General features: G+C 69.4%; 24 protein-coding genes and 2 pseudogenes. 15 read left to right on the top strand and 11 right to left on the bottom strand.

Annotated features, from left to right (window positions below; translation table 11 throughout):
• Positions 1-19: 19 nt before the first annotated feature.
• Both ACIBH1_RS18140 and ACIBH1_RS18135 read right to left on the bottom strand, forming a co-directional pair.
• Positions 20-652 (bottom strand): response regulator, encoded by a 633-nt coding sequence (locus tag ACIBH1_RS18140; RefSeq protein ID WP_397314914.1) that lies wholly within the window; start codon positions 650-652, stop codon positions 20-22.
• Positions 649-1,764 (bottom strand): sensor histidine kinase, encoded by a 1,116-nt coding sequence (locus tag ACIBH1_RS18135; protein WP_397314913.1) that lies wholly within the window; start codon positions 1,762-1,764, stop codon positions 649-651. The genes ACIBH1_RS18140 and ACIBH1_RS18135 overlap by 4 nt, the downstream gene beginning before the upstream one ends.
• A 109-nt stretch (positions 1,765-1,873) precedes the next feature.
• Here ACIBH1_RS18135 and ACIBH1_RS18130 point away from each other — a divergent pair.
• Positions 1,874-2,524, top strand: a pseudogene (locus ACIBH1_RS18130) (ATP-binding cassette domain-containing protein); the annotation flags it as partial.
• Positions 2,525-2,592: 68 nt separating this feature from the next.
• The gene (locus ACIBH1_RS18125; protein ID WP_397314912.1) at positions 2,593-3,360 is read left to right on the top strand and encodes a hypothetical protein; all 768 of its coding nucleotides are present in this window, start codon (positions 2,593-2,595) and stop codon (positions 3,358-3,360) included.
• On the opposite strand, the gene ACIBH1_RS18120 is transcribed toward ACIBH1_RS18125, so the two are convergent.
• The gene (locus tag ACIBH1_RS18120) at positions 3,357-3,836 is read right to left on the bottom strand and encodes a hypothetical protein (RefSeq protein ID WP_397314911.1); all 480 of its coding nucleotides are present in this window, start codon (positions 3,834-3,836) and stop codon (positions 3,357-3,359) included. The genes ACIBH1_RS18125 and ACIBH1_RS18120 overlap by 4 nt on opposite strands.
• 556 nt (positions 3,837-4,392) lie before the next feature.
• On the opposite strand from ACIBH1_RS18120, the gene ACIBH1_RS18115 reads away from it, so the two are divergent.
• From ACIBH1_RS18115 to ACIBH1_RS18095, 5 genes are all read left to right on the top strand, one after another.
• Entirely contained in the window at positions 4,393-5,226 is an 834-nt protein-coding gene (locus tag ACIBH1_RS18115) for a helix-turn-helix transcriptional regulator (protein WP_397314910.1), read from the top strand.
• An 11-nt stretch (positions 5,227-5,237) separates the two neighbouring features.
• The gene (locus tag ACIBH1_RS18110) at positions 5,238-5,531 is read left to right on the top strand and encodes a DUF397 domain-containing protein (RefSeq protein ID WP_397314909.1); all 294 of its coding nucleotides are present in this window, start codon (positions 5,238-5,240) and stop codon (positions 5,529-5,531) included.
• A gap of 63 nt (positions 5,532-5,594) precedes the next feature.
• Positions 5,595-5,846 carry a DUF397 domain-containing protein gene (locus ACIBH1_RS18105; RefSeq protein WP_397314908.1) on the top strand — a complete coding sequence of 84 codons (252 nt, stop codon included), beginning with the start codon at positions 5,595-5,597 and terminating at the stop codon, positions 5,844-5,846.
• Between the two features lie 49 nt (positions 5,847-5,895).
• Positions 5,896-6,318, top strand: coding sequence for a large conductance mechanosensitive channel protein MscL (mscL, locus tag ACIBH1_RS18100; protein ID WP_397314907.1), 423 nt, complete (start codon positions 5,896-5,898; stop codon positions 6,316-6,318).
• 17 nt (positions 6,319-6,335) lie between these two features.
• A complete protein-coding gene (locus ACIBH1_RS18095) occupies positions 6,336-6,920 on the top strand; it encodes a hypothetical protein (RefSeq protein ID WP_397314906.1) in 585 nt (194 codons plus the stop codon).
• A gap of 4 nt (positions 6,921-6,924) precedes the next feature.
• Here the strand turns inward: ACIBH1_RS18095 and ACIBH1_RS18090 are convergent, their stop codons facing one another.
• Positions 6,925-7,836 carry a threonine/serine dehydratase gene (locus ACIBH1_RS18090; RefSeq protein ID WP_397314905.1) on the bottom strand — a complete coding sequence of 304 codons (912 nt, stop codon included), beginning with the start codon at positions 7,834-7,836 and terminating at the stop codon, positions 6,925-6,927.
• A gap of 12 nt (positions 7,837-7,848) precedes the next feature.
• Positions 7,849-8,106, bottom strand: a complete 258-nt coding sequence (locus ACIBH1_RS18085; protein WP_397314904.1) for a hypothetical protein — start codon at positions 8,104-8,106, stop codon at positions 7,849-7,851.
• A 123-nt stretch (positions 8,107-8,229) separates the two neighbouring features.
• On the opposite strand from ACIBH1_RS18085, the gene ACIBH1_RS18080 reads away from it, so the two are divergent.
• Positions 8,230-9,024, top strand: a complete 795-nt coding sequence (locus ACIBH1_RS18080; protein ID WP_397314903.1) for a universal stress protein — start codon at positions 8,230-8,232, stop codon at positions 9,022-9,024.
• 22 nt (positions 9,025-9,046) lie between these two features.
• Here the strand turns inward: ACIBH1_RS18080 and ACIBH1_RS18075 are convergent, their stop codons facing one another.
• Together ACIBH1_RS18075 and ACIBH1_RS18070 are read right to left on the bottom strand one after the other, a co-directional pair.
• On the bottom strand, positions 9,047-10,159 hold the full coding sequence (locus ACIBH1_RS18075) for a glycosyltransferase (protein WP_397314902.1): 1,113 nt from the start codon (positions 10,157-10,159) through the stop codon (positions 9,047-9,049).
• Complete coding sequence (locus ACIBH1_RS18070; protein ID WP_397314901.1) at positions 10,159-11,112, bottom strand: glucosyl-3-phosphoglycerate synthase; 954 nt, start codon at positions 11,110-11,112, stop codon at positions 10,159-10,161. Before ACIBH1_RS18070 ends, ACIBH1_RS18075 begins: the two co-directional genes overlap by 1 nt.
• 47 nt (positions 11,113-11,159) lie before the next feature.
• Between ACIBH1_RS18070 and ACIBH1_RS18065 the strand changes: the two genes are divergently transcribed.
• Together ACIBH1_RS18065 and ACIBH1_RS18060 are read left to right on the top strand one after the other, a co-directional pair.
• Positions 11,160-12,152 carry a Gfo/Idh/MocA family protein gene (locus ACIBH1_RS18065; protein ID WP_397314900.1) on the top strand — a complete coding sequence of 331 codons (993 nt, stop codon included), beginning with the start codon at positions 11,160-11,162 and terminating at the stop codon, positions 12,150-12,152.
• The gene (locus ACIBH1_RS18060; protein ID WP_397314899.1) at positions 12,149-13,246 is read left to right on the top strand and encodes a zinc-binding alcohol dehydrogenase; all 1,098 of its coding nucleotides are present in this window, start codon (positions 12,149-12,151) and stop codon (positions 13,244-13,246) included. The genes ACIBH1_RS18065 and ACIBH1_RS18060 overlap by 4 nt, the downstream gene beginning before the upstream one ends.
• A 9-nt stretch (positions 13,247-13,255) precedes the next feature.
• Here the strand turns inward: ACIBH1_RS18060 and ACIBH1_RS18055 are convergent.
• From ACIBH1_RS18055 to ACIBH1_RS18045, 3 genes and pseudogenes are all read right to left on the bottom strand, one after another.
• Positions 13,256-14,446, bottom strand: a pseudogene (locus tag ACIBH1_RS18055) (MGH1-like glycoside hydrolase domain-containing protein); the annotation flags it as partial.
• A complete protein-coding gene (locus ACIBH1_RS18050) occupies positions 14,443-15,228 on the bottom strand; it encodes a sugar phosphate isomerase/epimerase family protein (RefSeq protein ID WP_397314898.1) in 786 nt (261 codons plus the stop codon). The pseudogene ACIBH1_RS18055 and the gene ACIBH1_RS18050, both read right to left, overlap by 4 nt.
• Entirely contained in the window at positions 15,225-16,259 is a 1,035-nt protein-coding gene (locus ACIBH1_RS18045; RefSeq protein ID WP_397314897.1) for a zinc-binding alcohol dehydrogenase, read from the bottom strand. The genes ACIBH1_RS18050 and ACIBH1_RS18045 overlap by 4 nt, the downstream gene beginning before the upstream one ends.
• A gap of 81 nt (positions 16,260-16,340) precedes the next feature.
• Here ACIBH1_RS18045 and ACIBH1_RS18040 point away from each other — a divergent pair, with 81 nt between their 5' ends.
• From ACIBH1_RS18040 to ACIBH1_RS18020, 5 genes are read left to right on the top strand one after another with little or no spacing between them, the layout of a single operon-like run.
• The gene (locus ACIBH1_RS18040; protein WP_397314896.1) at positions 16,341-17,219 is read left to right on the top strand and encodes a sugar phosphate isomerase/epimerase family protein; all 879 of its coding nucleotides are present in this window, start codon (positions 16,341-16,343) and stop codon (positions 17,217-17,219) included.
• Between the two features lie 34 nt (positions 17,220-17,253).
• On the top strand, positions 17,254-18,624 hold the full coding sequence (locus ACIBH1_RS18035) for an ABC transporter substrate-binding protein (protein WP_397314895.1): 1,371 nt from the start codon (positions 17,254-17,256) through the stop codon (positions 18,622-18,624).
• A complete protein-coding gene (locus ACIBH1_RS18030; RefSeq protein ID WP_397314894.1) occupies positions 18,621-19,529 on the top strand; it encodes a carbohydrate ABC transporter permease in 909 nt (302 codons plus the stop codon). Before ACIBH1_RS18035 ends, ACIBH1_RS18030 begins: the two co-directional genes overlap by 4 nt.
• On the top strand, positions 19,516-20,361 hold the full coding sequence (locus ACIBH1_RS18025; protein WP_397314893.1) for a carbohydrate ABC transporter permease: 846 nt from the start codon (positions 19,516-19,518) through the stop codon (positions 20,359-20,361). Before ACIBH1_RS18030 ends, ACIBH1_RS18025 begins: the two co-directional genes overlap by 14 nt.
• Before the next feature lie 3 nt (positions 20,362-20,364).
• Complete coding sequence (locus tag ACIBH1_RS18020) at positions 20,365-21,501, top strand: ROK family transcriptional regulator (RefSeq protein WP_397314892.1); 1,137 nt, start codon at positions 20,365-20,367, stop codon at positions 21,499-21,501.
• Here ACIBH1_RS18020 and ACIBH1_RS18015 read toward each other — a convergent pair.
• Positions 21,446-22,081, bottom strand: a complete 636-nt coding sequence (locus tag ACIBH1_RS18015; protein WP_397314891.1) for a phosphatase PAP2 family protein — start codon at positions 22,079-22,081, stop codon at positions 21,446-21,448. The two genes, ACIBH1_RS18020 and ACIBH1_RS18015, sit on opposite strands and share 56 nt — an antisense overlap.
• Positions 22,082-22,085: the final 4 nt, after the last annotated feature.

Genomic DNA, 22,085 nt, shown 5'->3' with positions numbered 1-22,085 from the left:
TGCCTAGTGCGGTGTTCCCCTACAGCCCCGCCTCATGCGCCGCGATCACCAGGTGCACCCTCGTCTTGGCCCCGAGTTTGGTCAGCAGATGGCTGACGTGCGTCTTGACCGTCCCCACGGTCACGTGCAGCTCCTCGGCGATCTCCGCGTTCGACAGCCCCTTGGCGACCAGCGCGAGGACGTCACGCTCGCGCCCGGTGATGTCGAGCCTGCGGTACGGCAGGCGCCGGGCGTGGTGCACGTGGTGCTGGATGAGGCGCCTGGTCGCCGAAGGGGCTAGCAGAGCGTCCCCGGCGGCGATCACGCGGACCGCCCTGAGCAGCTCCACCGGCGGGGTGTCCTTGAGCAGGAACCCGGAGGCCCCCGCCCGCAGCGCCCCGAAGACGTACTCGTCCAGGTCGAACGTCGTGACCACGAGGACCCGCGTGGCGGGCAGCTCGGAACAGATCCGCCCGGTCGCCTCGATGCCGTCCATGACCGGCATCCTGACGTCCATCAGGACCACGTCGGGCCGGTCCCGGCGGGCCAGCCGTACCGCCTCCTGGCCGTTCGCGGCCTCGGCCACCGCGGTCATGCCGCGTGCCCGGTCGACCAGCAGGCGGAAACTCCCCCGGACCAGCGCCTGGTCGTCGGCCACCAGCACGCGGATCACAGCGGCAGGACCGCCGTCACGCGGAAGCCGCGCCGCGGCCCGGGCCCGGCGAAGAACTCGCCGCGATACAGGTGCACGCGCTCACGCAGTCCCGTCAGCCCATGGCCGAAGACCACCGGCCCACCGCCCCTGCCGTCGTCACTCACCTCGACCGTGACCCGTTCGCCGGCCCGCCGTACCAGCACGCGCGCCGACCGTGCACCGGCATGCTTGAGCACGTTGGTCAGCGCCTCCTGGACGATGCGATAGACGGTCAGCCCCAGGCTCTCCGGCACCTCCCCCTCGATCACCAGCTCCACCTCCAGCCCGGTCCTGCTGCTCCGATCCACCAGCGTCCCCAGGTCGGCCAGTCCGGGCACCGGTACGAGGTCGGCCTCCTCGTCCTGACGCAACACGCCCAGCAGCCGCCGGGTCTCGCGCAGCGCCGCCCTGCTGGTCGCCTCGATCGAGGCCAGCGTCCCGCGCATCTCCTCCCGGTCGCCCACATGGCCGTTCACCCCCGCCTGCACGGCGATGGTGCTGAGGCTGTGCCCGACCACGTCGTGCAGCTCGCGGGCGATGCGCAGCCGTTGCTCGGCGGCCTCGGCCCGCGCCCTCTCCTGCGCGTGTTCCGCGAGCCTGATCGCGTATTCCTCCCGCGCCCTGGCCATGGCGCCCGCGGCCCAGGCCGCTCCGAGGACCGCGGCCAGCAGCGCGAGAGTGTTGCGGACTTCCTCGGTCACCGGCCAGGCCAGGAACCCCCACATGCTGACCGCCATCGCGATCGCGAACGCCGGCAGCCCGCTGCTCCGGCCGCGGCGCGAGCTCACCGTGTAGAGGGCGAGGGGGAGGCAGAGGACTTCCGGACCCGCGCCGACGACGGTGTACAGGCCCAGGACCCCCAGCAGGACGAGGGTGAAGGCCGTCCTCGGCCAGAGCCTGCGCACGGCCACCGGCAAGGTCGTGGCCAGCGCCGAGACGATCATGTACCACCTCGGCGCGCCGTCGCTCATGTAGGCGACCATGCTGAGGTAGCCGATCGAGAAGAATCCGGCGACGGCCACGTCGAGCGCCAGCCAGAGCCTCGCCGGGACCCGGCTCACCAGCGGCGGGCGGATCTGCGCAGGGGCCACGTTTCGACGGTAGCCCCGGCGTCGTGCCCGCGCATCTGTCGCGGGACGGAGACGGGCTTCCGTCCCGGGCCAGACGATTTCCGCGAACCCGGCGGCCGACCCTGGGAGCATGATCGAGGTTCAGGGACTCACCAAACGTTACGGGCGCACTCTCGCGCTCGACGATCTGTCCTTCGAGGTACGGCCAGGCCACGTCACCGGCTTCCTCGGGCCCAACGGCGCGGGCAAGACCACCACGCTGCGGCTCCTGCTCGGGCTGGAGCGTCCGGACTGCGGGCACGCCCTCATCGGCGGCCTGCCGTACCACCGCCTGGAGCGCCCGCTGGCGCACGTGGGAGCGGTGCTGGACGCGGGCGCGGCGCACGGAGGCCGCCGCGCCCGCCACCACCTCGCGTGGCTGGCCCGCTCCAACGGCCTGTCCCGCACCCGCGTCGGCGCCGCCCTGGAGCGGGTCGGGCTGGGGGAGGCCGCCGACCGCCGGATCGGCGCGTTCTCCCTCGGCATGAGGCAGCGGCTGGGCATCGCGGCCGCCCTGCTGGGCGATCCCGGCGTGCTGCTCTTCGACGAGCCGGTCAACGGGCTCGACCCGGGCGGCATCCGCTGGGCGAGGAACCTGTTCAGGTCACTCGCCGCCGAAGGCAGGACCGTCCTGGTCTCCAGCCATCTCATGAGCGAGATGGCCCACACCGCCGACCTCCTGGTCGTCATCGGCCGCGGCCGGCTCGTGGCCGCCGCGCCCACCTCCGAGTTCGCCGGCAGCGGCGTCTCCCTGGAGGACGCCTTCCTGGCCGCCATGGCCGAGCACACCGACTACCGGGGCAAGCCGTGGTGAGCTTCACCGGCTCCGTCGCGGCCGAACTGATCAAGCTGCGCACCCTGCGCTCCACCTGGTGGATCCTGGCGATGGCCGTCGCGGCGGCCCTGCTCGTCACCGCGCTGGCCGCGCCCACCGTCATCGGCCGATGGGGCCCTGACCGGTCACCCGACCACGCCGCGCTCGGCGTGCTGACCCTCTCCTTCTTCGGCCTGTCCCTGTCGCAGCTCGTCCTCGGTGTGCTCGGCGTCCTCACGATCACCTCCGAGCACGCCTCCGGCATGATCGACGTCACCTGGTCGTCGACGCCCTCCCGGCCCTTGGTCCTGCTGGCCAAGGCCGTCGTCCTCGTCATGGCGAGCGGGGTGAGCTTCCTGGCGATCAGCGTGCCCGGCTACGTCTTCGGCCGCCTGCTCGCCGCCCGCCACGACCCGTCATGGCTGCCGGGCGACGGCTGGCCCATGCTGGGCTCGGCGGCGCTCGTCCTGGTCATGACGCCGCTGCTGGGCCTGGCCCTGGGAGCGCTCTTCCGCAGCGGCGCGGGGGCGCTGGCGGCGCTCCTGTCGATCACTTTCCTGGTGCCGCTGGTGATGCTCCTCACCGTGCCGGCCCCCTGGGGCGAGCGGGTCGCCACGGGGTTCCCGCTGCCTGCCCAGCTCCAGCTCCTGGACCAGGCGCCGCCGATCCTGCCCGCAGCCGGAGCCTTCGGCGTCTGCCTCGCCTACCTGCTGGTGCCGCTGGCGGTGGCCCTCGTGGTCACCCACCGCAGGAGCCGCTTCTAGCCCCGCACTATTTCGAGGAGCACCCAGTGCGGCCTGCGCGGGTGGGGCAGCACCTCGACCGAGTGAGCCCAGCAGGCCGTGGCGATCACCTCGCGCCTGTCGGCGATCTCGCCGGGTGTGATGCCCGCCCGGCACCACACCCACGCCCGCTCCCCCCATCGCGCCGGCGCGCACCACACGATCACCGGGATCCTCCCCCGGCGGTTGACCAGGTAGGCCTGGACGAACCCGACACGGATCCGGTGCGCGACGATCACGCACCGGATCCGCTCCCACACCTCCGACCTTCCGGGCGGCCAGAGGAGCAGCAGAAGCGGTACGGCCAGCGGCAGCGGGCCCACGGTCGCCACGACGAGCACGATGGTGATCGCCGCGCCCAGTTCGTACCTCCACCGCCACAGCGCGACCACGGGGTTGGGTCTTGGGGTGGGGCTGGTGGCGTGGTTCAGTTCGTCCAGCAGGCGCCGCTTCACCATGGCCGGTCACTTTCCGGCGGCGGCGCCGCTGTCCCGCCTCGCCCTGATCCGAGGCATGCGGGACACAAGCCCTTGCGATCGAAACCCTCTCCCCGGCACAGACGGCACAGGCGCAGATCGGGGTTGCGGTAGACGCGGATGAAGGGGGCGGGGCTGCGTATCTCCCAGCCCTGGGCGCGGGCTCGGGCGTCCATCTCGCCAAAGGCCCAGCCGTCGAGCAGCCTTGTGAAGGCGGACATCAGGCCGCGCAGAGAGATGCGACCCTTTCCTCCTAGCGCTACATTGCTAACATCCACGGTGGATCGTCCTTTTGCTGGGCTTGAGGATGGTCGACTGCCAGCTGGGCCGGTGCGGCAACATCGGCCCAGCTTCGTGTGCGCTCCCTGTCAGGCATTGCGCATCCCTTCGTTCTGGCTTGTACGGGTTTTACCCGCCTTGGACTGTTCCTATGGCAATTACCAAAGGAACGTGCCAGTGACTATTGCCTAACCGGCGCGCCAGGATGGTGACACGCAGCGTACGATCGCCGCAGGTTCGTGCGACGAGGTGATCGGCTATGGCGAATCCGACGCTGCTACAGCTGCAGTTGGGGCGTCGTCTGCGCGAGTTGCGTCAGGAAGCCGGCCTCAGCATCGCGGAAGCAGCCGATCGAGTTCTCTTGTCACCCGCGCAGGTAAGCCGAATCGAAACGGGCCAGAGACGGGCAAGCCTTCGCGATGTAAGAGCCCTGTCCAAACTCTACGAGTTCCCCGAAGAAGAGTTGATGGAGCTGGCCAAGCAGGCGCGTGAGACCGAATGGTGGCACCGCCTGGAAGCCAGAGATCTTCGGATGTACATCGGTCTGGAGAACGAGGCAGCGGCGATCTCCTACTACGGGACAACCACTTTGCACGGTTTGGTACAGACCGAAGAGTATGCGCGCGCCGTGATCAAGGGGTACCTGCCCCGGATCACGGACACTGCCTTGGAGGAACGCGTAAGGACGCGGATGAAGCGGCAGGAAATCCTGGAGCGGGTCGATCCGCCGAAGTTCTGGGTGATGCTCGACGAGTGCGCCATCCACAGGATGATGGGAGGAGCCCAGGTCATGGGAGGCCAACTGCGGCGGCTGTCAGAGTTGTCTGAGCGCCCGAACATCACCGTCCTCATCGTCCCCTTCAGCGCGGGGGCACATATGGCGCTTGACAGTGCGTTTCAGTTGCTGGAGTTCGACCAAGCTGCCCCGGGACTGACGGACACCGTCTTCATGGAAACGCTCGCCGGCGACGTCTACCTTCAAAAGGCTGAGCGAGTGAAGCGTTTTCGCGAAGTACTTGATCATCTACGAGCCATGGCGCTGAATCCGCATGACTCGCGCAACATGATTCTGCGAAAACTGCGAGATCTTTAGCGCTACGATGCATGCACGGGCACGGCTTGGTGAGCAAACCGACGCGCTCCGTCACCACATCATTTCTGGAAGCCCACCGCCTGCCCGGTGCTCCGCAGTCACAGGAGACGCACATGATCCTGCAGCCCCAGGAATCTCTCGCATGGAGGGTCTCGTCCCGGTGTAACAGCGGGACCTGCGTCGCCGTCGCACCCCTCGCAGACGGAAGCGTAGCCGTTCGCGACACCAAGCACGCCGATGGTCCCATCCTTCGAATCTCCCGCGACGACTGGGGCACACTCGTGGAGCGAGTCAAGGCCCTGTGAGCGCCCGCCCGGCCGCCCGGCCGGGACCACACATTCTCATCGACCGGAATCGGCCGGGTTACGATGGCAGTGGCACGATGCCCCTGTTGCCGACCTCCTGCGAGGAATCGCATGTCAAATCCCAGGGAACTCGATCTTCTGACCTGGCATTCCGCGTCGTGTAATTCCGGCGCTTGCATCGAAGTCGCTCGCTCAGAAGACAGAGTCCTCATCAGGGACAGCAAGCAGGCCAATGGTACCGTCCTCCAGTTCTCCGAGGAGGAATGGACCACCTTCTGCGCAGGCGTCCGCTCGGGGACATTCGACCGCATCTAGTAGCCCCGAGCTGGTTTGAGCACTCGCCCTCCGGCAACCTGCGGGTGTCATGGGTGGTTTCAAGAAATTCCTCCTGCGAGGCAACATCGTCGAGCTGGCCATCGGCGTCATCATCGGCGCCGCCTTCAGCAGCCTCGTCACAGCCCTGGTCAAAGACCTCATCACCCCGCTCATCGGAGCGATCACCGGCGGGCGTGAGCCGGACTTCTCCGACTACTCCTTCACGATCAACGGCAGCGTCTTCAAGTACGGCGACTTCCTGAACAACCTGCTCGCCTTCGTCATCATGGCGGTGGTCGTCTACTGGCTGATCGTTACCCCGATGGCCCGGCTGGTGCGCCTGTTCGAGGGTGAGAAGCAGGCGACCACCAAGGAGTGCCCCGAGTGCCTGAGCGACATCCCCATCGAGGCGCGCCGGTGTGCCCACTGCACGGTGGAGCTGGTTCCGGCTTCTGAGAAGCCGGAGGTGTGAGCTGCGACAATGATCGGATGAGCGTTGAGCTGATGTGCTGGGCGGAGACCGAGCAGCCGATCTCGAGGGATCGGGCGCGGGCGAGATATCTGACCGCGCGCGAGAACGGCCCGGGTGGCGGCTCGGGGCTGGGCGCGTTCGCCAAGGAGTTTCCCGGGCATGCCGCCGAGTACCCCGGCGCGGTGCTGGTGACGATGGAGCCCGAGGAGATGGACGAGGTCTCCAACCGGGTGTTCGCCGCCGCGGCGGCGTACGGGCTGGTGTGCTACGACCCGCAGCGGGATCTGGTGCACAACCGGGTCCCGGTCGGGGTGTATCCGGAGATGCAGCTGCACACGGGTGACGGGATGATCGTGGTTAACCCGGACCTGGGGCTGGTGCGTGACTTCCTGGGCACGTTGTCGCCGGGCAATCCGTTCGCCGCGCTCGTGGTGTTCGGTCAGCACTTCATCCAGGTCTCGCCCGGCTACGAGCTGGAGTACAAGGAAGGCTTCATGCGGCGGGCCGTGGTCGAGGACCTGGAGGAGGTGCGGCGTGCCTTCGCCGAGTACGCCCGCGGCGAGCGCGGCTTCCTCGAAAGGCACGACTGGGCGCGGGTCTGATCCCTCAGGAGCCCTGGAGCACCTGGGCGAACAGTTCCGGGTCGACGTTGCCGCCCGAGAGGATCGCCACGGTCCTGCCCTGCCGTACCTTGCCCTCCAGGTGGGCGGCGGTGGCGACGGCGCCGCTGGGTTCCGCGACGAGGCGGCCCCTGAGCGCCAGGTGCCGCATGGCGGCCCTGATCTGTTCCTCGGTGACGGTGACGATGCCGTCGAGCCGTTCGCGCAGGATCGAGAAGGTCAGGTCGGACAGGTCGGCGCGCAGGCCGTCGGCGATCGTGCGGAAGGTGCGCGAGGTGTCCCATGACACGCGCCTGCCGAGGGTCAGCGATTCGAGGGCGTCGGCGGCGAGTTCGGGCTCCACGCCGTAGACCGCGACGTCGGGGCGCAGGAGTTTGACGGCGGTGGCGATGCCCGAGGCGAGGCCGCCGCCGCTGACCGGGATGAGCACGACCTCGACGTCGGGCAGGTCCTCGACGATCTCCAGGCCGATGGTCCCCTGCCCGGCGATGATCGACGGGTGGTCGTAGGGCGGGATCATGGTGAGGCCGCGTTCCGTGGCGAGCTTCTCGGCGGCGATCACCCGCTGGTCGGGCGGGACGATCACCAGTTCGGCCCCGTGACCGGCGATGGCGGTGGTCTTGACGGCCGGTGCGCCCTCGGGCACCACGACGACGCAGGGGATGCCGAACGACTTGGCCGCGTACGCCAGCGCCTGGCCGTGGTTGCCCGACGAGTGGGTCACGACGCCCGCGGGCCTCAGCTCGGCCAGGGCGTTGTAGGCGCCGCGCAGCTTGAAGGCCCCGATGGGCTGCAGGCTCTCCGGCTTGATCCACAGCTCGCCGCAGCGCACCAGCGGGGTGCGCACGACGTTTCCGGCTATGCGGGAGGCCGCGGCCCTGATGTCGTCGAGGTCCATGCCGCGATCATCTCAGCTGAGCACCTGGCGGGACAGGTCCGCGAGCTTCTGCCGCAGCTCGCCCTCGGTGATCAGCCCGCCGTCGAAGGCGTCCTGCGCGGCGTCGCGTCCGGCCACGAAGTACGCGGCCATGATCTCGCTGCGGAGCGGGGTGTACCCGTGCTCGACGCATTCGGTGAAGACGGCCACCTTGCCGTCGAGCAGAACCGGATCGACGAGGCAGGTGAGGTCTCGGGCGCGCAGGTGGGCGACGGCTTCCTGGAGCGTCATCAGACCGAGTGAACCTTGGATCCGGGTGTCGAGTGTGATCTTCAACTCTCAATCGCCTCCACTTGTGTACAACTGGTGCGTGATGCCGCGTATTCCCTGCTCAGTAGGGGTAGGGAGGCGTTTGTGATCGGTGAGCACGTCGTGGTCGGATACACCCACGACTCCGGAGGACGTGAGGCGCTGGCGATGGGCGGCGCGATCACCCGGGTGACCGGCGGGGAGCTGACGGTGGCGACCGTCTACCCGCCGAAGAGCCCGGGCCTGGCGGTGGAGGCGCAGGCCAATCTCGCGCACGCGGCGATGCAGCTCGGCGACGTGCCGGCCGAGTATCTGGCCTTCGAGAGCCGCGGCGCGGGGCGCGGGCTGGGCGTGCTGGCCAGCAGGATCCGGGCGGATCTGGTGGTCATCGGCTCGGCCGCGGGCGGCCAGAACGGGCACATCTCGGTCGGCAGCACCGCCGACCACCTGCTGCACCTGTCGCCCGAGGCGGTGATGCTCGTCCCCGACGGCTACGAGCCGCCCGAGGATCCGGAGCGGCTGACCCTCATGTACGTGCGCCGCCCGCAGGCCGACGAGGCGGTGGAACGGGTGGCCCAGGCGGCGCTCCGGCTCGGGGTGCCGCTGCGGCTGGTCACGCTCGATCTGCGCACCGGCGAGGACGACCGGCTGCGCGATGATCTGGCGCTTGCCGTACGGCTGGCATGGGAGAGCAGCGGGCTGGAGGCGGAGACGGAGATCGCCGAGGGCTTCGACGTGTCGGCGGCGATGCAGGCGATCGAGTGGCTGCCGGGCGAGTTGCTGGTCTGCGCGGCCAGCGAGGACGCCCAGGCGCACCGGGTCTTCGTGGGCGAGGCCGCCGTCAAGGTCGTACGTGCCTCGACGTGCCCGGTGACCGTGCTTCCCCGCGGTTACGCGTGAACGCGACCGCGGGGAACGGGGCTCAGGCGAGCACGCGCTCGTAGAGCCGGAGGTACTGCTCGGCCATGATCTCGGGTGAGAACCGCTCGCGGGCCTCGCGGCGGCACTCCTCCGGATCGATCTCGTCGGCCCTGAGCACCAGTTCGGCCAGTTCCTCCTCGGTGTCGGCGAGGAAGCCCGTGCGGCCGTGGTCGATCAGCTCGGGCAGGCAGCCGCGCCGCAGCCCGATCGGGGGGACTCCCAGGGCCATGGCCTCGACGACCGCGGTGCCGCCCGGCTCGTCCCACTGGATGGGGAAGAGCGCGGCGCGGGCCGAGGCGTAGAGCCGGTCGCGCTCGTCGCCGCCCACTCCTCCGATCCACCGCACCAGGTCGCCGTCGAGGTAGCGGGAGACCTCGTCGAGGTGGTAGCGCACGTCGGGGTGACCGTGCAGCGGGTGCTCGGGGTCGCCCGCGACCGCCTCCAGTTCGGCGGCGGTGTCGAGTCCGCTGACCGGGCCGGCCAGGACGAGCCCGAGGCCGAGCTTCTGGCAGATGCGGGCGGCGATGTGCTGGCCCTTGAGCGAGCAGACGCGGCCCAGCACGATCAGGTGGTCGTTGGTCTCGGCCCGCAGCGTGCTCCCGGTCAGCGGGGTGGCCAGGTGGACGGCTCCGAGTGAGGCGTCGCGCAACGCGGCGGGGGCGCGGGCGATCTGGGAGCGCGAGACCCCGTTGACCGCGATCTCCTTCGGCCACGCGCCGTAGAAGGCCGGGTGTTTGCGCAGGTCCCAGTGGAGGGTGTGCAGGACGGGAGGCCCTCCGGCGGCCGCCAGGATGGCGGGGCCGACGACCTCCAGGTGGTCGTGGACCAGGTCGATGTCGTCGCGACGCCTCAACTCGGCCACGACCCGCGCCTGGTGGGCGTGGGCCAGGCCCATGACCTGGTTGTACGGCTTCTGCAGCTCGCGGAACTGGCCCTCGTCGAAGACCGAGATGCGCTCCTCCACCTCCAGGTCGGACGAGCCCACGGAGGCGAGCACGATCTCGACCCCCTTGGCGCGCAGCGCGGGGACCAGCGTGGCGACGACGTTCTCGATGCCGCCGTAGCCGTCCGGAGGGACGGGCAGCCAGGGCCCGGCGTTCATCAGTACCTTCATCAGGCGGCTCCCTCCTCCATGAGACTGTCGAGCACCGAGGCCAGCGGTGGCCGCTCGGCCACGGCGACGTCGGTGACGGTCACCTCCCGCTCGGCGCTGAACTGCATCAGCAGCGACGCGGGCGGCTCGGAGGCGACGATGCGCCCCTCGCGCTCCAGCCGGGACCAGGCGGTGAGCATGATCTGCCCGGCCATCCTGCCCAGCGCGGTGGTGGACTGGTGGCTGTGTTCGCGGCTGCCCAGGTCGACCTGTGCCATCGCGTCCAGCCCGACGAGTCCGAGCAGGTCGATGAGCAGCGCCGTCTCGACCCCGTATTCGGTGACGAACGGCACCCGCTCCAGGGTCTCGCGCCGCCCGGCGTACTCACCGCCCAGCGGTTGGACGAAGCCGGCCAGTTCGGGCCAGAACAGGTTGAGCATGGGCCTGGCCAGGAGTTCCGTCACCCGGCCGCCCTCGCCCCGTTTGTCGCCGAGCGGCCGGTCGTAGGCGGCCTTGACGTAGTGCACCGACGGATCGGTGAGCAGCGGGCCGAGAAGGCCCGTGACGAAGTGAGCCCCGAAGTTGCGCAGATCGGCGTCGATGAAGACGACCAGATCACCGGTCGAGGCAGCCAGTCCCTTCCACAGCGCCTCCCCCTTCCCCGACATATATGGCATGTCCGGCAGAACGTCGTCCTGGTGCACGACCCGGGCTCCCGCCTTCGCGGCCACGGCCGCGGTGGAATCGGTAGAGCGCGAGTCGACGACCAGGATCTCGTCCACCACATCCGCCAGATCACGGCGGATCACCGACACGATCTTTCCGACCGTGTTCTCCTCGTTCCTCGCGGGCAGCACGACGCTGACCGTGGTCGTGCCCTTGGCCAGGCGCAGCACGTCGAGCGGCCAATCGGCCGCGTGAGTCGTGCGGGGACCCAGCCACTGCCTGGCACGCGCCAGGGAATCTCTTTTCATGCAGTCAACCCCTCAAGAGGTGATGGCCGCCGTTTCCCTGCCCCTGGGTGCGTCTTTCGAACATCCCGTTTGCTGCGTCGCAGAAGTGGGATATGCCGACCATGTCCCTCGAAAAAGTTCGTATCGGCATCATCGGTGCCGGAAATGTCGCCGCCCGCCACGCGGACGTCCTTTCCGCTTTCCCCGACGTGACGATCGTGGGCGTCGCCGACACGGATCCCCACAAGGCCGAGGCATTGGCCTCACGGCATGGCGCCCCCGCCTACGGCGGCCATGCCGACCTCCTGGATGCCGGCGAGATCGATGCGGTCTACGTCTGCGTGCCTCCTTTCGCGCACGGTAACCCGGAGCTTGACTCGCTGTCGTGCAATCTGCCGATATTCGTAGAAAAGCCGCTGGCGCTGGACCTCGCCACCGCCGAAAAGATCGCGGCCGAACTCTCCCGCCGCGGCCTGCCCTCGGCGGTCGGCCATCACTGGCGTTATTTGGACGTCCTGGAGCGCGCGCAGGATCTGCTCCGGGGCCGCGAGATCCGGTTGGTCGCCGGACACTGGCTGGACAAGGTGCCGCCGGTGCCGTGGTGGATCAACCGCGAGATGTCGGGCGGCCAGATCGTCGAGCAGGCCGTCCACGTGCTGGACCTGGCCCGAGTCCTGGCCGGCGAGGTGAGCACGGTGCATGCCGTGCCCAGCACGACCGACGGCGTCGACTGGGCGACCGCGGCTGTGCTGCGCTTCCACGGCGGCGCCGCCGGGCTGCTCGCGACCACGTGCGCGCTGGAACGCAAGCACCGGGCCGGGCTGGAGATCCACGCCCAGGGCCTGTCGCTGGAACTCAGCGAGACGAGCCTGGTGGTCGACGGGCAGACCGTTCACGAGGACGATGGGCAGGCCAAGGTCCGGGTGGACCGCGAGTTCGTCAACGCCGTGCGGGGCGAGCCCGCCGACGTGCGCGTGCCGTACGAAGAGGCGGTACGCACGCATCGGCTGGCGCTCGCGCTGGCCCGCTCGGCGATCGAGGAGGGGCCGGTGACGCTGTGAACAGGGTGCTGAGCATCGACGGGCCCGGCGAGATCAGCTGGGTCGACGAGAAACTGCCCGACGTGCCGGACGGCGGCTTCCGCGTGGAGACGCTGTTCAGCGGTGTCTCGGCGGGCACCGAGCTGACCTTCGTCAAGGGCGTCAACCCCTACCTGAAGTCGGTCTGGGACCCGTCGCTCGGGCTGTTCACCGAGGGCACGCCAGGGGCGGCCTACCCGGTGCGTGGCATCGGCTACATGCAGGTCGGCGAGGTCGTCGAGAGCAGGACCTCGATCCTGAAGCCCGGCGCGCGGGTGGCGATGGCCTACGGCCACCGCACCGGCTACGTCGCCGACCCGATGACCGACCGCTTCGTCGAACTGCCTCCCGGCTTCGACCCGCTGATGGGCATCTACGTGGCGCACATGGGCCCGATCTGCGCCAACGGCCTGCTGCACGCCGCCCACGACCTGCACGGCCAGGCCGTGCAGAGTTTGGGCGACGGGGTGCGCGGGCGCAGGGTCGCGGTGACGGGCGCCGGCGTGGTCGGCCTGCTCGTCGCGCAGTTCGCCAGAGCGTACGGCGCGGCGGAGGTGGCGGTGCTCGACGAGACGCCCGACCGGCTCGCGATCGCCGACAAGCTCGGCTTCCTGACCGTCAGCGGCAATCCCGCCCTGGAGCTGAAGCGCCGCTGGCGCCACGGACCCAACGACCGCGGCGCCGACGTCGTCTTCCAGTGCCGTGGCCAGGCCAGGGCGCTGGCCCTGGCGCTGAAGCTCCTGCGTCCCCAGGGCGCCGTGATCGACCTGGCCTTCTACACCGAAGGCGCCCACGAGGTACGGCTCGGCGAGGAGTTCCACCACAACGGGCTGACCCTCAGGTGCGCCCAGATCGGCCGGGTGCCGCGAGGCCTGGCCCACACCTGGGACCGCGAACGGCTCTCGCACGAGACCATCCGGCTCCTGCGCGAGCACGGCGACGAGCTAGGCGAGCACGTGATCACCGACGTGGTCGCCTTCGACGAGGCGCCCGATCTCCTGTATGACCTGGCCACCCGCCGCAGACACGCCGTCCAGGCCGTGCTCAGCCGCGATGTCCAGCACGAGAGCGGCTGACCAGCTGAAGTCGCGGCAGCCGTGGCCCTCCAGGGTGAACGGGTCGAAGTACTCGCGGAACCCGGCGTGCGTGACCGCCCTGATCATCCCGTCGGCGACCAGCGCGCCCAGGTCGGGGCGGCGCTCGCGCAGGCCCTGCCAGATCAGCCAGGTGAGGTTGATCCAGCTCGGCCCGCGCCAGTAGCGTGCGGCGTCGAACTCGGGCGTGCCCGGAGCGAAGCTGGGGATCAGCCCGCCCTTGACCTCGAAGCGGTCGAGCGCGGAGCCGATCAGGGCGCTGGCGATCTCGCGCGGCAGGCCGGGCAGCATGAGCGGCACCAGCCCGGCGGCGCTGTGCGAGCGCAGCAGCCTGCCGCTGCGCGGGTCGCGCGCGTGGAACAGGCCGTCGTCGTAGAGGTGCTCGACCATCGCCGCGGTCATCGCGGCCGCCTCCTGCTCGTGCGGCTCGGGGTCGCGGCCGATCCGCCCGGCGATGAGGGCGAGGTGGTGCTCGGCCACCGCGTAGGCGGCGTTGAACAGCGGGCACTCCACCTCGAAGGCGCCCGCGCGGCGGTAGCCGGTGTCGCGGTAGGCGCGGGCGAGCGCGGCGTAGCGCTCGTAGTCGCGGTCGGTGGGGCGCTCCTCGGCGCTGACGTGGGCCAGGTCGCGGCGCACCGCGCCCATCGGACCGGCCTCCACCTCGGCCAGCACCCGGTCCCATGCCGGGCTGTTGTCCATGCCCGACTCCCACGGGTGCACGATCGAGACCAGGCCCTCCTGGCTGCGCCGTGCCGTACGCAGGAACTGCTGCTGGGCGACCAGGCGCGGGTAGATCCGCGAGAGGAAGGCCCTGCTGTCGGGACTGTCGGGGGCGGCCTGGTGGACCCTCCAGGCCGCCAGTGCGTGGACCGGCGGCTGCACGATGCCGGAGGTGGCGGTGCCGGACGGGTCGCGCACCTCCCAGAACTCGGGGCCGGGGAAGTAGGCGCCCTCGGGCACGGCGGGGTTGAAGACGATGTGCGGCACCCGGCCGTCGCGCCACTGGGCCCCGAACAGGGTGAGCAGCTCGGCCCTGGCCCGTCGCGGCGACCAGCGGGCGTTGCCGATGGCCACGAAGGCGGAGTCCCAGCTCCACTGGTGGGGGTAGAGCCTGCGGCTCGGAACGGTGTGGGAACCGTCCCAGTTGGCGACCAGGACTCGGACGGCGTCGCGGAGAATCATAGGAATTTCCTGATGAAGGCGGCTGTCTGCGGAAGAACGATCTCGGGCTCGCCGCGGAGCCTGCACTCCAGGGCGAGGTAGCCGTCGTAGCCGATGGCGTCGAGGGTTGCCAGCTCGGCGGCCCAGTCGACGTGGCCGGTGCCGGGCTGGTTGCGGTTCGACTCGCTGATCTGCACGTGGGCCAGGTACGGCGCGGCGTCCACGAGGGAACGACAGGGGTCGTCCTCCTCGATGTTCATGTGGTACGTGTCACCGACGACCTTGATGGACTCCATGGAGCAGTAGGAAACCGCTTCCGCGAGCGTGTTGACCATGTGGTTCTCGTAACGGTTCAGCGGCTCCAGCATGATCAGCACGCCGTTGCGCTGCGCGTGGTCGCCGAGCTGGCCCAGCGCCTCGGCCAGGACCTCGCGGTCCTGCTCCGGGCCGCGCGGCGGCTCGAACGGCGGCAGGCGCCGGGAGAACTGGCCCCAGGAGGCCGGGGTCATGACGCCGATGCCGCCGAGCTCGCCGATCACGCTCAGCTGCGACCTGAGCTGCTGCACGGCGTCCTTGCGCTTGGCCGGGTCGAAGTCGCCGATGAAGTGCGGCATGTCCACGCAGACCGTCGGCATCACCACCCCGTCGGCCAGCGCCCGCTTGAGCTCGGTCAGGCGGGTGGCGAAGTGGAAGTCGCCCTTGCCGCGCAGTTCGATGGCGTCGAACCCGGCGTCCACCGCGAAGGCGAACTTCTCCTGCAGGGTCCGTCCGGGCAGCAGCTGTTCCTGTACGGCGAGCTTCACGGTGTCTCTCCAAATCTGAACACCAGCTGCAGCACCTCCGCAGCGTGGTGGTCGAGCAGTTCGAACGCCGCGGTGGCGTCGTCGGCGGGCATCACGTGGGTGACGAGGCGGAGCACGTCGACCTCGCCGCGGTGGACCAGCTCCATGAAGGTGCGCTGCAGGCGCTCCACGTCCCAGCGGTGCGACAGCCACGAGGCGACCCCGCCGATCTGGCTGGAGACCAGCTGCACCTGATTGTGGTGGAACTCCTCGCCGAGCCGCAGGCCCATGGCGTCGCCCTGGTAGAAGCCGGCCGCCACCACCCGGCCGCCCTGCCGTACGGTCCTGATGGCCTCGTGCAGGCCGCGCACGTTGCCCGACAGCTCGATGGCGGTGTCGGCGCCGTTGATGCGCTTGCGCACGAACTCGGCGCACGAGCCGGTGAGGACGTCGAAGGCCTCGGCGGCGCCGAATTCCTTGGCCAGTTCCAGCCGGGCCGGGATGCCCTCGGCGGCCACGACGCGGGCGCCGCTGAGCTGGGCCAGGCGGGTGGCGAGCAGGCCGATGACGCCCTGGCCGAAGATCGTGACCTGGTCGCCCAGGTGGATGTCGGCGGCATGCACGGCGTTGAGCGCGATGGCGCCGACCCGGGCGAAGACGCCCGCGAGCGGGTCGGCCCCCGGCGGGATGACGTGCCCCGCGAGCCTTCCGGCGGGGAGCACGGCCTCCTCCCGGTGGCCCCAGACGCCCCACACCAGGCTGCCCACGGGCGGGTCCGTGACGTCGGGCGCGGCCTCGACGACCTCCCCGACCTCCTGGTATCCCCAGCCGGCCAACGGGTAGGCATGAGTGTGGCCTTCGACGAACAGGCGTCGCTCGGTGTCCCACTTGCGGGACAGGTAGGGGTTGGTACCCCGGTAGGCGGTCAACTCCGTGCCGGCGGAGACTCCGGAGTAGATCGTCCGCACTCTCACGTGGCCCGGTTCGAGATCGCCGGAGCGTTCCACACGCACGCCGACGACACCGGGTTCTTCAATAGTGATGACGCGCATTCCCCACACTTACGCTTTTCGATCAGTCAAAAGTTTGGCATTTGCCAGTTATAAGTGTACGACTTCTGCTGGAGATGGCTTATGAAATTGGGCTTCCTGACTGCCTGTCTTCCGGAAACCGGCCTTTCCGACCTCGCTCGCTGGGCAGCCGACCAGGGCTTCGAAGCCCTGGAGGTCGCGGCGTGGCCGACAACGGATGACCGAAATCACATCAGACCCGACGCCTGGGACGACGCGGAACACTCGCGCGTCAGGAAGATCTTCGATGACACCGGGCTGACGCTTTCTTCGCTCGCCTACTACGACAACAATCTCGCCTCCGCCCAGGTCAACGCCCACGTACGGCGATGCGTCGAGGCCGCGGCCGCCCTCGGATGTCCCACGGTCGGCACCTTCGTCGGCCGCGACCCGTCACTCAGCGTCGCCGACAACCTCCGCAAGGGCGCCGACGTCTTCGGCCCGCTCGTCGAGCACGCCACGCGGCACGGCGTCGAGCTGGTGATCGAGAACTGCCCCATGAAGTCGTGGCACCAGGACGGCCACCCCGGCAACCTCGCCTACTCCCCCGAGCTGTGGGAATGGATGTTCACCCTCGGGCTGAAGCTCAACTTCGACCCCTCCCACTGCGTCGCCGTGGGCATCGATCCCGTCGCCGCCCTCCGGCCGTACATCGCCCACATCGCGCACGTGCAGGCCAAGGACACCGAGATCCTCGGCCGGGCTATCGACCGGTGGGGCTTCTACGGCCCGGTCAGCGGCGAGAAGGGCTGGTACCGCTACCGGGTGCCGGGGCGCGGCTGCGTCGACTGGACCGGCGTGATCGACGCCCTCCAGGAGGGCGGATACGACGGTGTGGTCTCTGTGGAGCATGAGGATCCGGTGTGGAGCGGGAGCACGAGTCGGGTTCAAGCCGGTCTCGAAATCGCGTACCACACGTTGCGGCCTCTCGTAAGGGGGTAAAGGCGGCTCATCCTTCAAAAGTGAGGAGCGTGCCATGCCGAACAGGGTCACCGCCGTCTTCTCCGCCGCGTTACTCGCCCTGGCCATCAGCGCGTGCGGCGACGACGGGCAGCCCGGCGAGCAGGCGGACAACCAGATCACCGTCTGGACCGAGGAGAACCTGGCCGACCGCATCGCGGTCCAGCAGCAGATCGTCGACGAGTTCACCCAGAAGACCGGCATCAAGGTCGAGCTGGTGGGCGTCGCGGAAGACCAGTTCAGCCAGACCGTGACCTCCGCGGCGGCGGCGGGAACCCTGCCCGACGTGATCGGGGCGCTGCCGCTGTCGGCGGTTCGCGAGCTGGAGGCCAACGACCTGCTCGACACCGAGTCGCCCGCCAAGGTGGTGGACCAGCTCGGGCGCGACACCTTCTCCAAGCGCGCCCTGGAGCTCAACACCTCCGGCGGCAAGCTGCTCGCCGTGCCGAGCGACGGGTGGGCGCAGCTCATCCTCTACCGCAAGGACCTGTTCGAGAAGGCGGGCCTGGCCCCGCCCGACACCTACGAGGCGCTGGAGGCGGCCGCCGCCAAGCTCAACACCGGGGGTACCGCCGGCATCACGATGGCGATCGCCCCCAAGGACTCCTTCACCGCCCAGAGCTTCGAGCACGTGGCGCTCGCCAACGGCTGCGAGCTGGTCGACCAGTCCGGCAACGTCGCCCTCGACTCGCCGAACTGCGTGCGCGCCTTCGAGTTCTACTCCAAGGTCGCCTCGCAGTACTCCGTGAAGGGCATGCAGGACGTCGACTCCACCAGGGCCACCTACTTCTCCGGGAAGGCGGCCATGATGATCTGGTCGTCGTTCATCCTCGACGAGATGGCCTCGCTGCGAAACGATGCCCTGCCCTCCTGCGCCGAATGCCGCTCCGACAAGGAGTGGCTGGCCAAGAACACCGGCGTCGTCACCGCGTTGAAGGGGCCCGACGGGAGCGCGCCCGCGCAGTACGGTGAGATCGTCTCGTGGGCGATCACCCGTGACGCGTCCGCCGACCCCGCGCAGAAGTTCGTCGCCTTCCTCATGAACGAGGGCTACGAGCGCTGGCTGGGCATGGCGCCCGAGGGCAAGTTCCCGACCCGCACCACCTTCGCCGACAAGTGGGACAAGCTGCCCGCCGGGGTCGACACCAAGAAGCCGCTGTCGGAGATCTACCCGGCCGACGTGCTGGAGGCGCTGCGCAAGTCGCCCGACACCTTCGCCCGCTGGGGCATCCCGCAGGGCCAGGGCAAGCTCGTCGGCGCCACCATGGGCGAACTGCCCGTGCCCAAGGCGCTGGCCGGGATCGTCGACGGCTCGCTCACCGCGCAGGCCGCCGCGGCCCAGGCCAAGACCGACGTGGAGACCATCAAGCGCGGGATCCGCGAATGAAGGTCCGCACCCTACGGCAGCAGGAGGCGAGGGCCGGCCTGGCCCTCATCTCCCCCACGCTGATCATCACGCTGGTCGTCGTGGTGGTGCCGCTGTTATGGGCCATCATGCTGGCCTTCCAGGACGTCCGCCTGATCAACATCAGGCGGGCGGGCCTGTTCGGCAACTACACCCTGGAGAACTTCACCTACGTGCTGGCCGAGCCGGGCTTCTGGGGCTCGCTGGTCAACACGCTCGTCTACACGATCGCCGGAACCGCCCTGTCGATCGTCATCGGCCTGGTCGCCGCGCTCGCCCTGCGAGACCGCTTCCCCGGCCGCACCGTCATCAGGGCCAGCATCCTGGTGCCGTACATCGCCCCGGTGGTGGCGGTGGCGTTCCTGTGGGAGGTGATGCTCAACCCGCAGTTCGGCATCGTCAACACCTGGCTGGCCGAGCCCGTCGCCTTCCTCACCCAGGCCAAGGGCACCTTCCTGGGCATGGACGTGCCCGTCGCGCTGATCACGGTCATCCTCTTCGAGGCCTGGCGCTACTTCCCCTTCGCCTTCCTGTTCATCCTGGCCCGGCTGCAGGCGATGCCGCACGAGCTGGAGGAGGCGGCGACGGTCGACGGGGCCACGCCCACCCAGAAATTCCGCTACGTGGTCATGCCGCAGCTGTGGCGGATCGTCGCCCTGCTCAGCGTGCTGCGCTTCGTCTTCACCTTCACCAAGTTCGACGACGTCTACCTGCTCACCGGCGGCGGAGCGGGCACCGAGGTGGTCAGTGTGCGCGTCTACAACTTCCTGACCGCCCGCGACGACATCGGCGCCTCGGCCGCCCAGGCCATCGTGCTCGCGCTGGTGCTCGTCGTCTTCCTCATCGTCTACCTGCGGTCGTTCGGGAGCGCCGATGAGCAGAGATAGGTTCGAGCGCGCGCTGTTCAGGGTGCTGCGGCCGATCACCATCGCGGTGCTCTTCCTGATCACCGCCTTCCCGTTCTTCTACATGGTGATGTTGTCGGTCCGCGACATCCAGGAGCTCATCCTGGACCCCGGCTCGCTGCTGCCCGAGCGGTGGACCCTGGCCACCTACCGTGACGTGCTGACCAGGCAGGGCTTCCTCACCTTCATGGCCAACAGCGCCATCGTGGCCGTCGCGTCGGTCGTGGTGACGCTGCTGATCTCGATCCCCGGCGCCTACGCGGTGGCCAGGCTGGACTTCTTCGGCCGCCGCCAGGTGCACTTCCTGTTCCTGGCCGTCTACCTGTTCCCGGCGATCGTGCTGGCCATCCCGCTGTTCGTGCTCTTCACGATGATCGGCCTGCGCGGCTCGCTGCCCGGACTGATCCTCGTCTACATCGCGCAGACCGTGCCGGTCACCGTGTACATGCTGCGCAACTACTTCGAGACGGTCCCGGCGAGCGTCGAGGAGGCCGCGGCGATCGACGGCTGCGGGCGCGTCGAGACGATCTGGCGGGTCGTGCTGCCGCTGTCGAAACCCTCGCTCATGGCGACCGGGCTGTACGCGTTCATGATCGCCTGGAACGAGTTCCTGTTCGCGCTCCTCTTCCTGGTCGAACGGCGTGACAGGTGGACCGTCTCGCTCGGGTTGTCGCAGCTGGCCGGGAGTATCGAGATCCCGACCACGGTTCTCATGGCAGGATCGGTGGTTCTGACACTTCCCATCGTGGTGCTGTTCTTCGCCAGCGAACGGCTGCTCACGGAGGGTCTCACAGCCGGTGCGGAGAAGGGGTAAGGCATGTTGACGGCAGGACAGGTCCTCCAACTGATCAGGGAGGGCTCCTGCCGTACCCGCAAGGAGCTGATCGAGTTCACGGGCCTGTCCCGCTCGACCATCACCGACCGGGTCGACCGCCTGATCGACGGGGGCTACATCCACGAGTCCGGTGTGGCCTCCTCCGGCGGCGGGCGCCCTCCCAGCGTGCTCGACGTCGACTCCAGCAACCACCTGGTGCTCGTCGCCGACCTCGGAGCCCACCACGCCAGGGCGGCGCTGACCGACCTCGCGGCCCGCCCGCTGGCCGAGGAGTTCACCGAGATGCCCATCGAGCTGGGCCCCGACCGGGTGCTGACCTGGGTACGGCAGGCGTTCCAGCGCCTGCTCGACCGCACGGGACGCTCGGCCGCCCAGGTCTGCGGCATCGGCCTCGATCTGCCCGGCTCGGTCGATCATGAGACCGGCCGGGTCATCAGGTCCTTCCTGATGCCCGGCTGGGAGGACCACCCGATCAAGGAGGCCATCCGCCAGAGCTTCGACGTGCCGATCCTCGTGGAGAACGACGCCAAGGCCATGGCGCTGGGCGAGTGGTGGTCCAAGTGGCGCCACTGCAGCTCGCTGCTGCTCGTCAAGGTCTCCACCGGCATCGGCGCGGGCATCGTGCTCGACGGCACGATCTACCGAGGCGTCGACGAGGCCGCGGGCAACATCGGCCACGTACGGCTGCGCGACACCGACGACCGGGTGTGCACCTGCGGCTCGCGCGGCTGCGTGGCCTCGCTGGCCAGCGGTTTCGCGCTGGCCGGCGACCTCGGCCTCGAATCCAGCCGCGCCGTGGTCCGCCAGGTGCACGCGGGCGACCCCGAGGCCATCGCCCGCACCCAGGAGGCGGGCCGCACGCTCGGCGTCGTGCTGGCCACCGCCGTCAGCCTGCTCAATCCGGGGGTGCTCGTGCTCGCGGGCGACATGGCCGAGACCCGCGAGCACTACCTGACCGGCATCCGCGAGAGCGTCTACCGCCGCAGCCTGCCGTACACCACGCGCAACCTGGAGATCGTCACGGCCTCACTCGCCGAGCGGGCGGGCATCGTCGGCACCGCGGTCATGGTGATGGAGCATGTGCTGTCGCCGTCAACCGTGGATGCCGCTCTTTCTTGACCAGGATCGCCCGGCCGACCACGAACAGGCAGAACAGCCCGAGCAGCACGCCCCACAGCACGTCGCTGAAGAAGTGCATGCCCCGGTAGATCCGCGACAGCCCCACCGCCGTGGGCGCCAGGATGCCGATCGTCCACCACAGCGGGTGCCAGGCCCTCGGCGTGCGCATGAGCAGGATCACCGTCATCGCGCCGTAGAAGCAGACGGCCGCGCTGACGTGCCCCGAGGGCCAACTGGAGGTGGGCGGCGCCGGGTCCAGGTGCTCGACCGGCGGCCGGGAGCGGCCGACGAGTTCGGTTGTGGCCAGGAAGACCAGCGACTGCGACCACACGGCCAGGATCAGGAAGACCGACTCCAGCCAGCGTTTGAACACCAGACGGAAGACGATCGCGAACAGAGCGGTGAATCCCACGATGTAGGGCGTGTCCGACAGGCTGCTGCCGAAGTCGGTGAGGGTGTTCAGGTCGGCCGTGCGCTCCTGGGCGATGTCGCGCATGCCGGGGGTCTCCACGGAGTTCAGCCCCAGGGCCGCCTTGCCCACGGCGAAGGTGACCAGGAGCATGCCCAGGAGAGGCGCCACGAGG

It is taken from the genome of Nonomuraea sp. NPDC050663 (assembly GCF_044456985.1).
Taxonomy (GTDB): Bacteria; Actinomycetota; Actinomycetes; order Streptosporangiales; family Streptosporangiaceae; genus Nonomuraea.
The sequence above is the reverse complement of the archived record's forward strand: the minus strand, read 5'-3'. Positions and strand labels throughout refer to the sequence as shown.

Excerpts from the sequence above, each read along its gene's own strand:
- ACIBH1_RS18040 (WP_397314896.1), top strand. The coding sequence starts at position 16,341 with ATGAAATTGGGCTTCCTGACTGCCTGTCTTCCGGAAACCGGCCTTTCC.
- ACIBH1_RS18075 (WP_397314902.1), bottom strand. The coding sequence starts at position 10,159 with ATGAAGGTACTGATGAACGCCGGGCCCTGGCTGCCCGTCCCTCCGGAC.
- ACIBH1_RS18020 (WP_397314892.1), top strand. The coding sequence starts at position 20,365 with ATGTTGACGGCAGGACAGGTCCTCCAACTGATCAGGGAGGGCTCCTGC.
- ACIBH1_RS18030 (WP_397314894.1), top strand. The coding sequence starts at position 18,621 with ATGAAGGTCCGCACCCTACGGCAGCAGGAGGCGAGGGCCGGCCTGGCC.
- ACIBH1_RS18110 (WP_397314909.1), top strand. The coding sequence starts at position 5,238 with ATGCACGGGCACGGCTTGGTGAGCAAACCGACGCGCTCCGTCACCACA.
- ACIBH1_RS18045 (WP_397314897.1), bottom strand. The coding sequence starts at position 16,259 with ATGCGCGTCATCACTATTGAAGAACCCGGTGTCGTCGGCGTGCGTGTG.
- ACIBH1_RS18090 (WP_397314905.1), bottom strand. The coding sequence starts at position 7,836 with ATGGACCTCGACGACATCAGGGCCGCGGCCTCCCGCATAGCCGGAAAC.
- ACIBH1_RS18115 (WP_397314910.1), top strand. The coding sequence starts at position 4,393 with ATGGCGAATCCGACGCTGCTACAGCTGCAGTTGGGGCGTCGTCTGCGC.
- ACIBH1_RS18085 (WP_397314904.1), bottom strand. The coding sequence starts at position 8,106 with ATGACGCTCCAGGAAGCCGTCGCCCACCTGCGCGCCCGAGACCTCACC.
- ACIBH1_RS18095 (WP_397314906.1), top strand. The coding sequence starts at position 6,336 with ATGAGCGTTGAGCTGATGTGCTGGGCGGAGACCGAGCAGCCGATCTCG.
- mscL (WP_397314907.1), top strand. The coding sequence starts at position 5,896 with ATGGGTGGTTTCAAGAAATTCCTCCTGCGAGGCAACATCGTCGAGCTG.
- ACIBH1_RS18070 (WP_397314901.1), bottom strand. The coding sequence starts at position 11,112 with ATGAAAAGAGATTCCCTGGCGCGTGCCAGGCAGTGGCTGGGTCCCCGC.
- ACIBH1_RS18035 (WP_397314895.1), top strand. The coding sequence starts at position 17,254 with ATGCCGAACAGGGTCACCGCCGTCTTCTCCGCCGCGTTACTCGCCCTG.
- ACIBH1_RS18105 (WP_397314908.1), top strand. The coding sequence starts at position 5,595 with ATGGCAGTGGCACGATGCCCCTGTTGCCGACCTCCTGCGAGGAATCGC.
- ACIBH1_RS18025 (WP_397314893.1), top strand. The coding sequence starts at position 19,516 with ATGAGCAGAGATAGGTTCGAGCGCGCGCTGTTCAGGGTGCTGCGGCCG.
- ACIBH1_RS18120 (WP_397314911.1), bottom strand. The coding sequence starts at position 3,836 with ATGGTGAAGCGGCGCCTGCTGGACGAACTGAACCACGCCACCAGCCCC.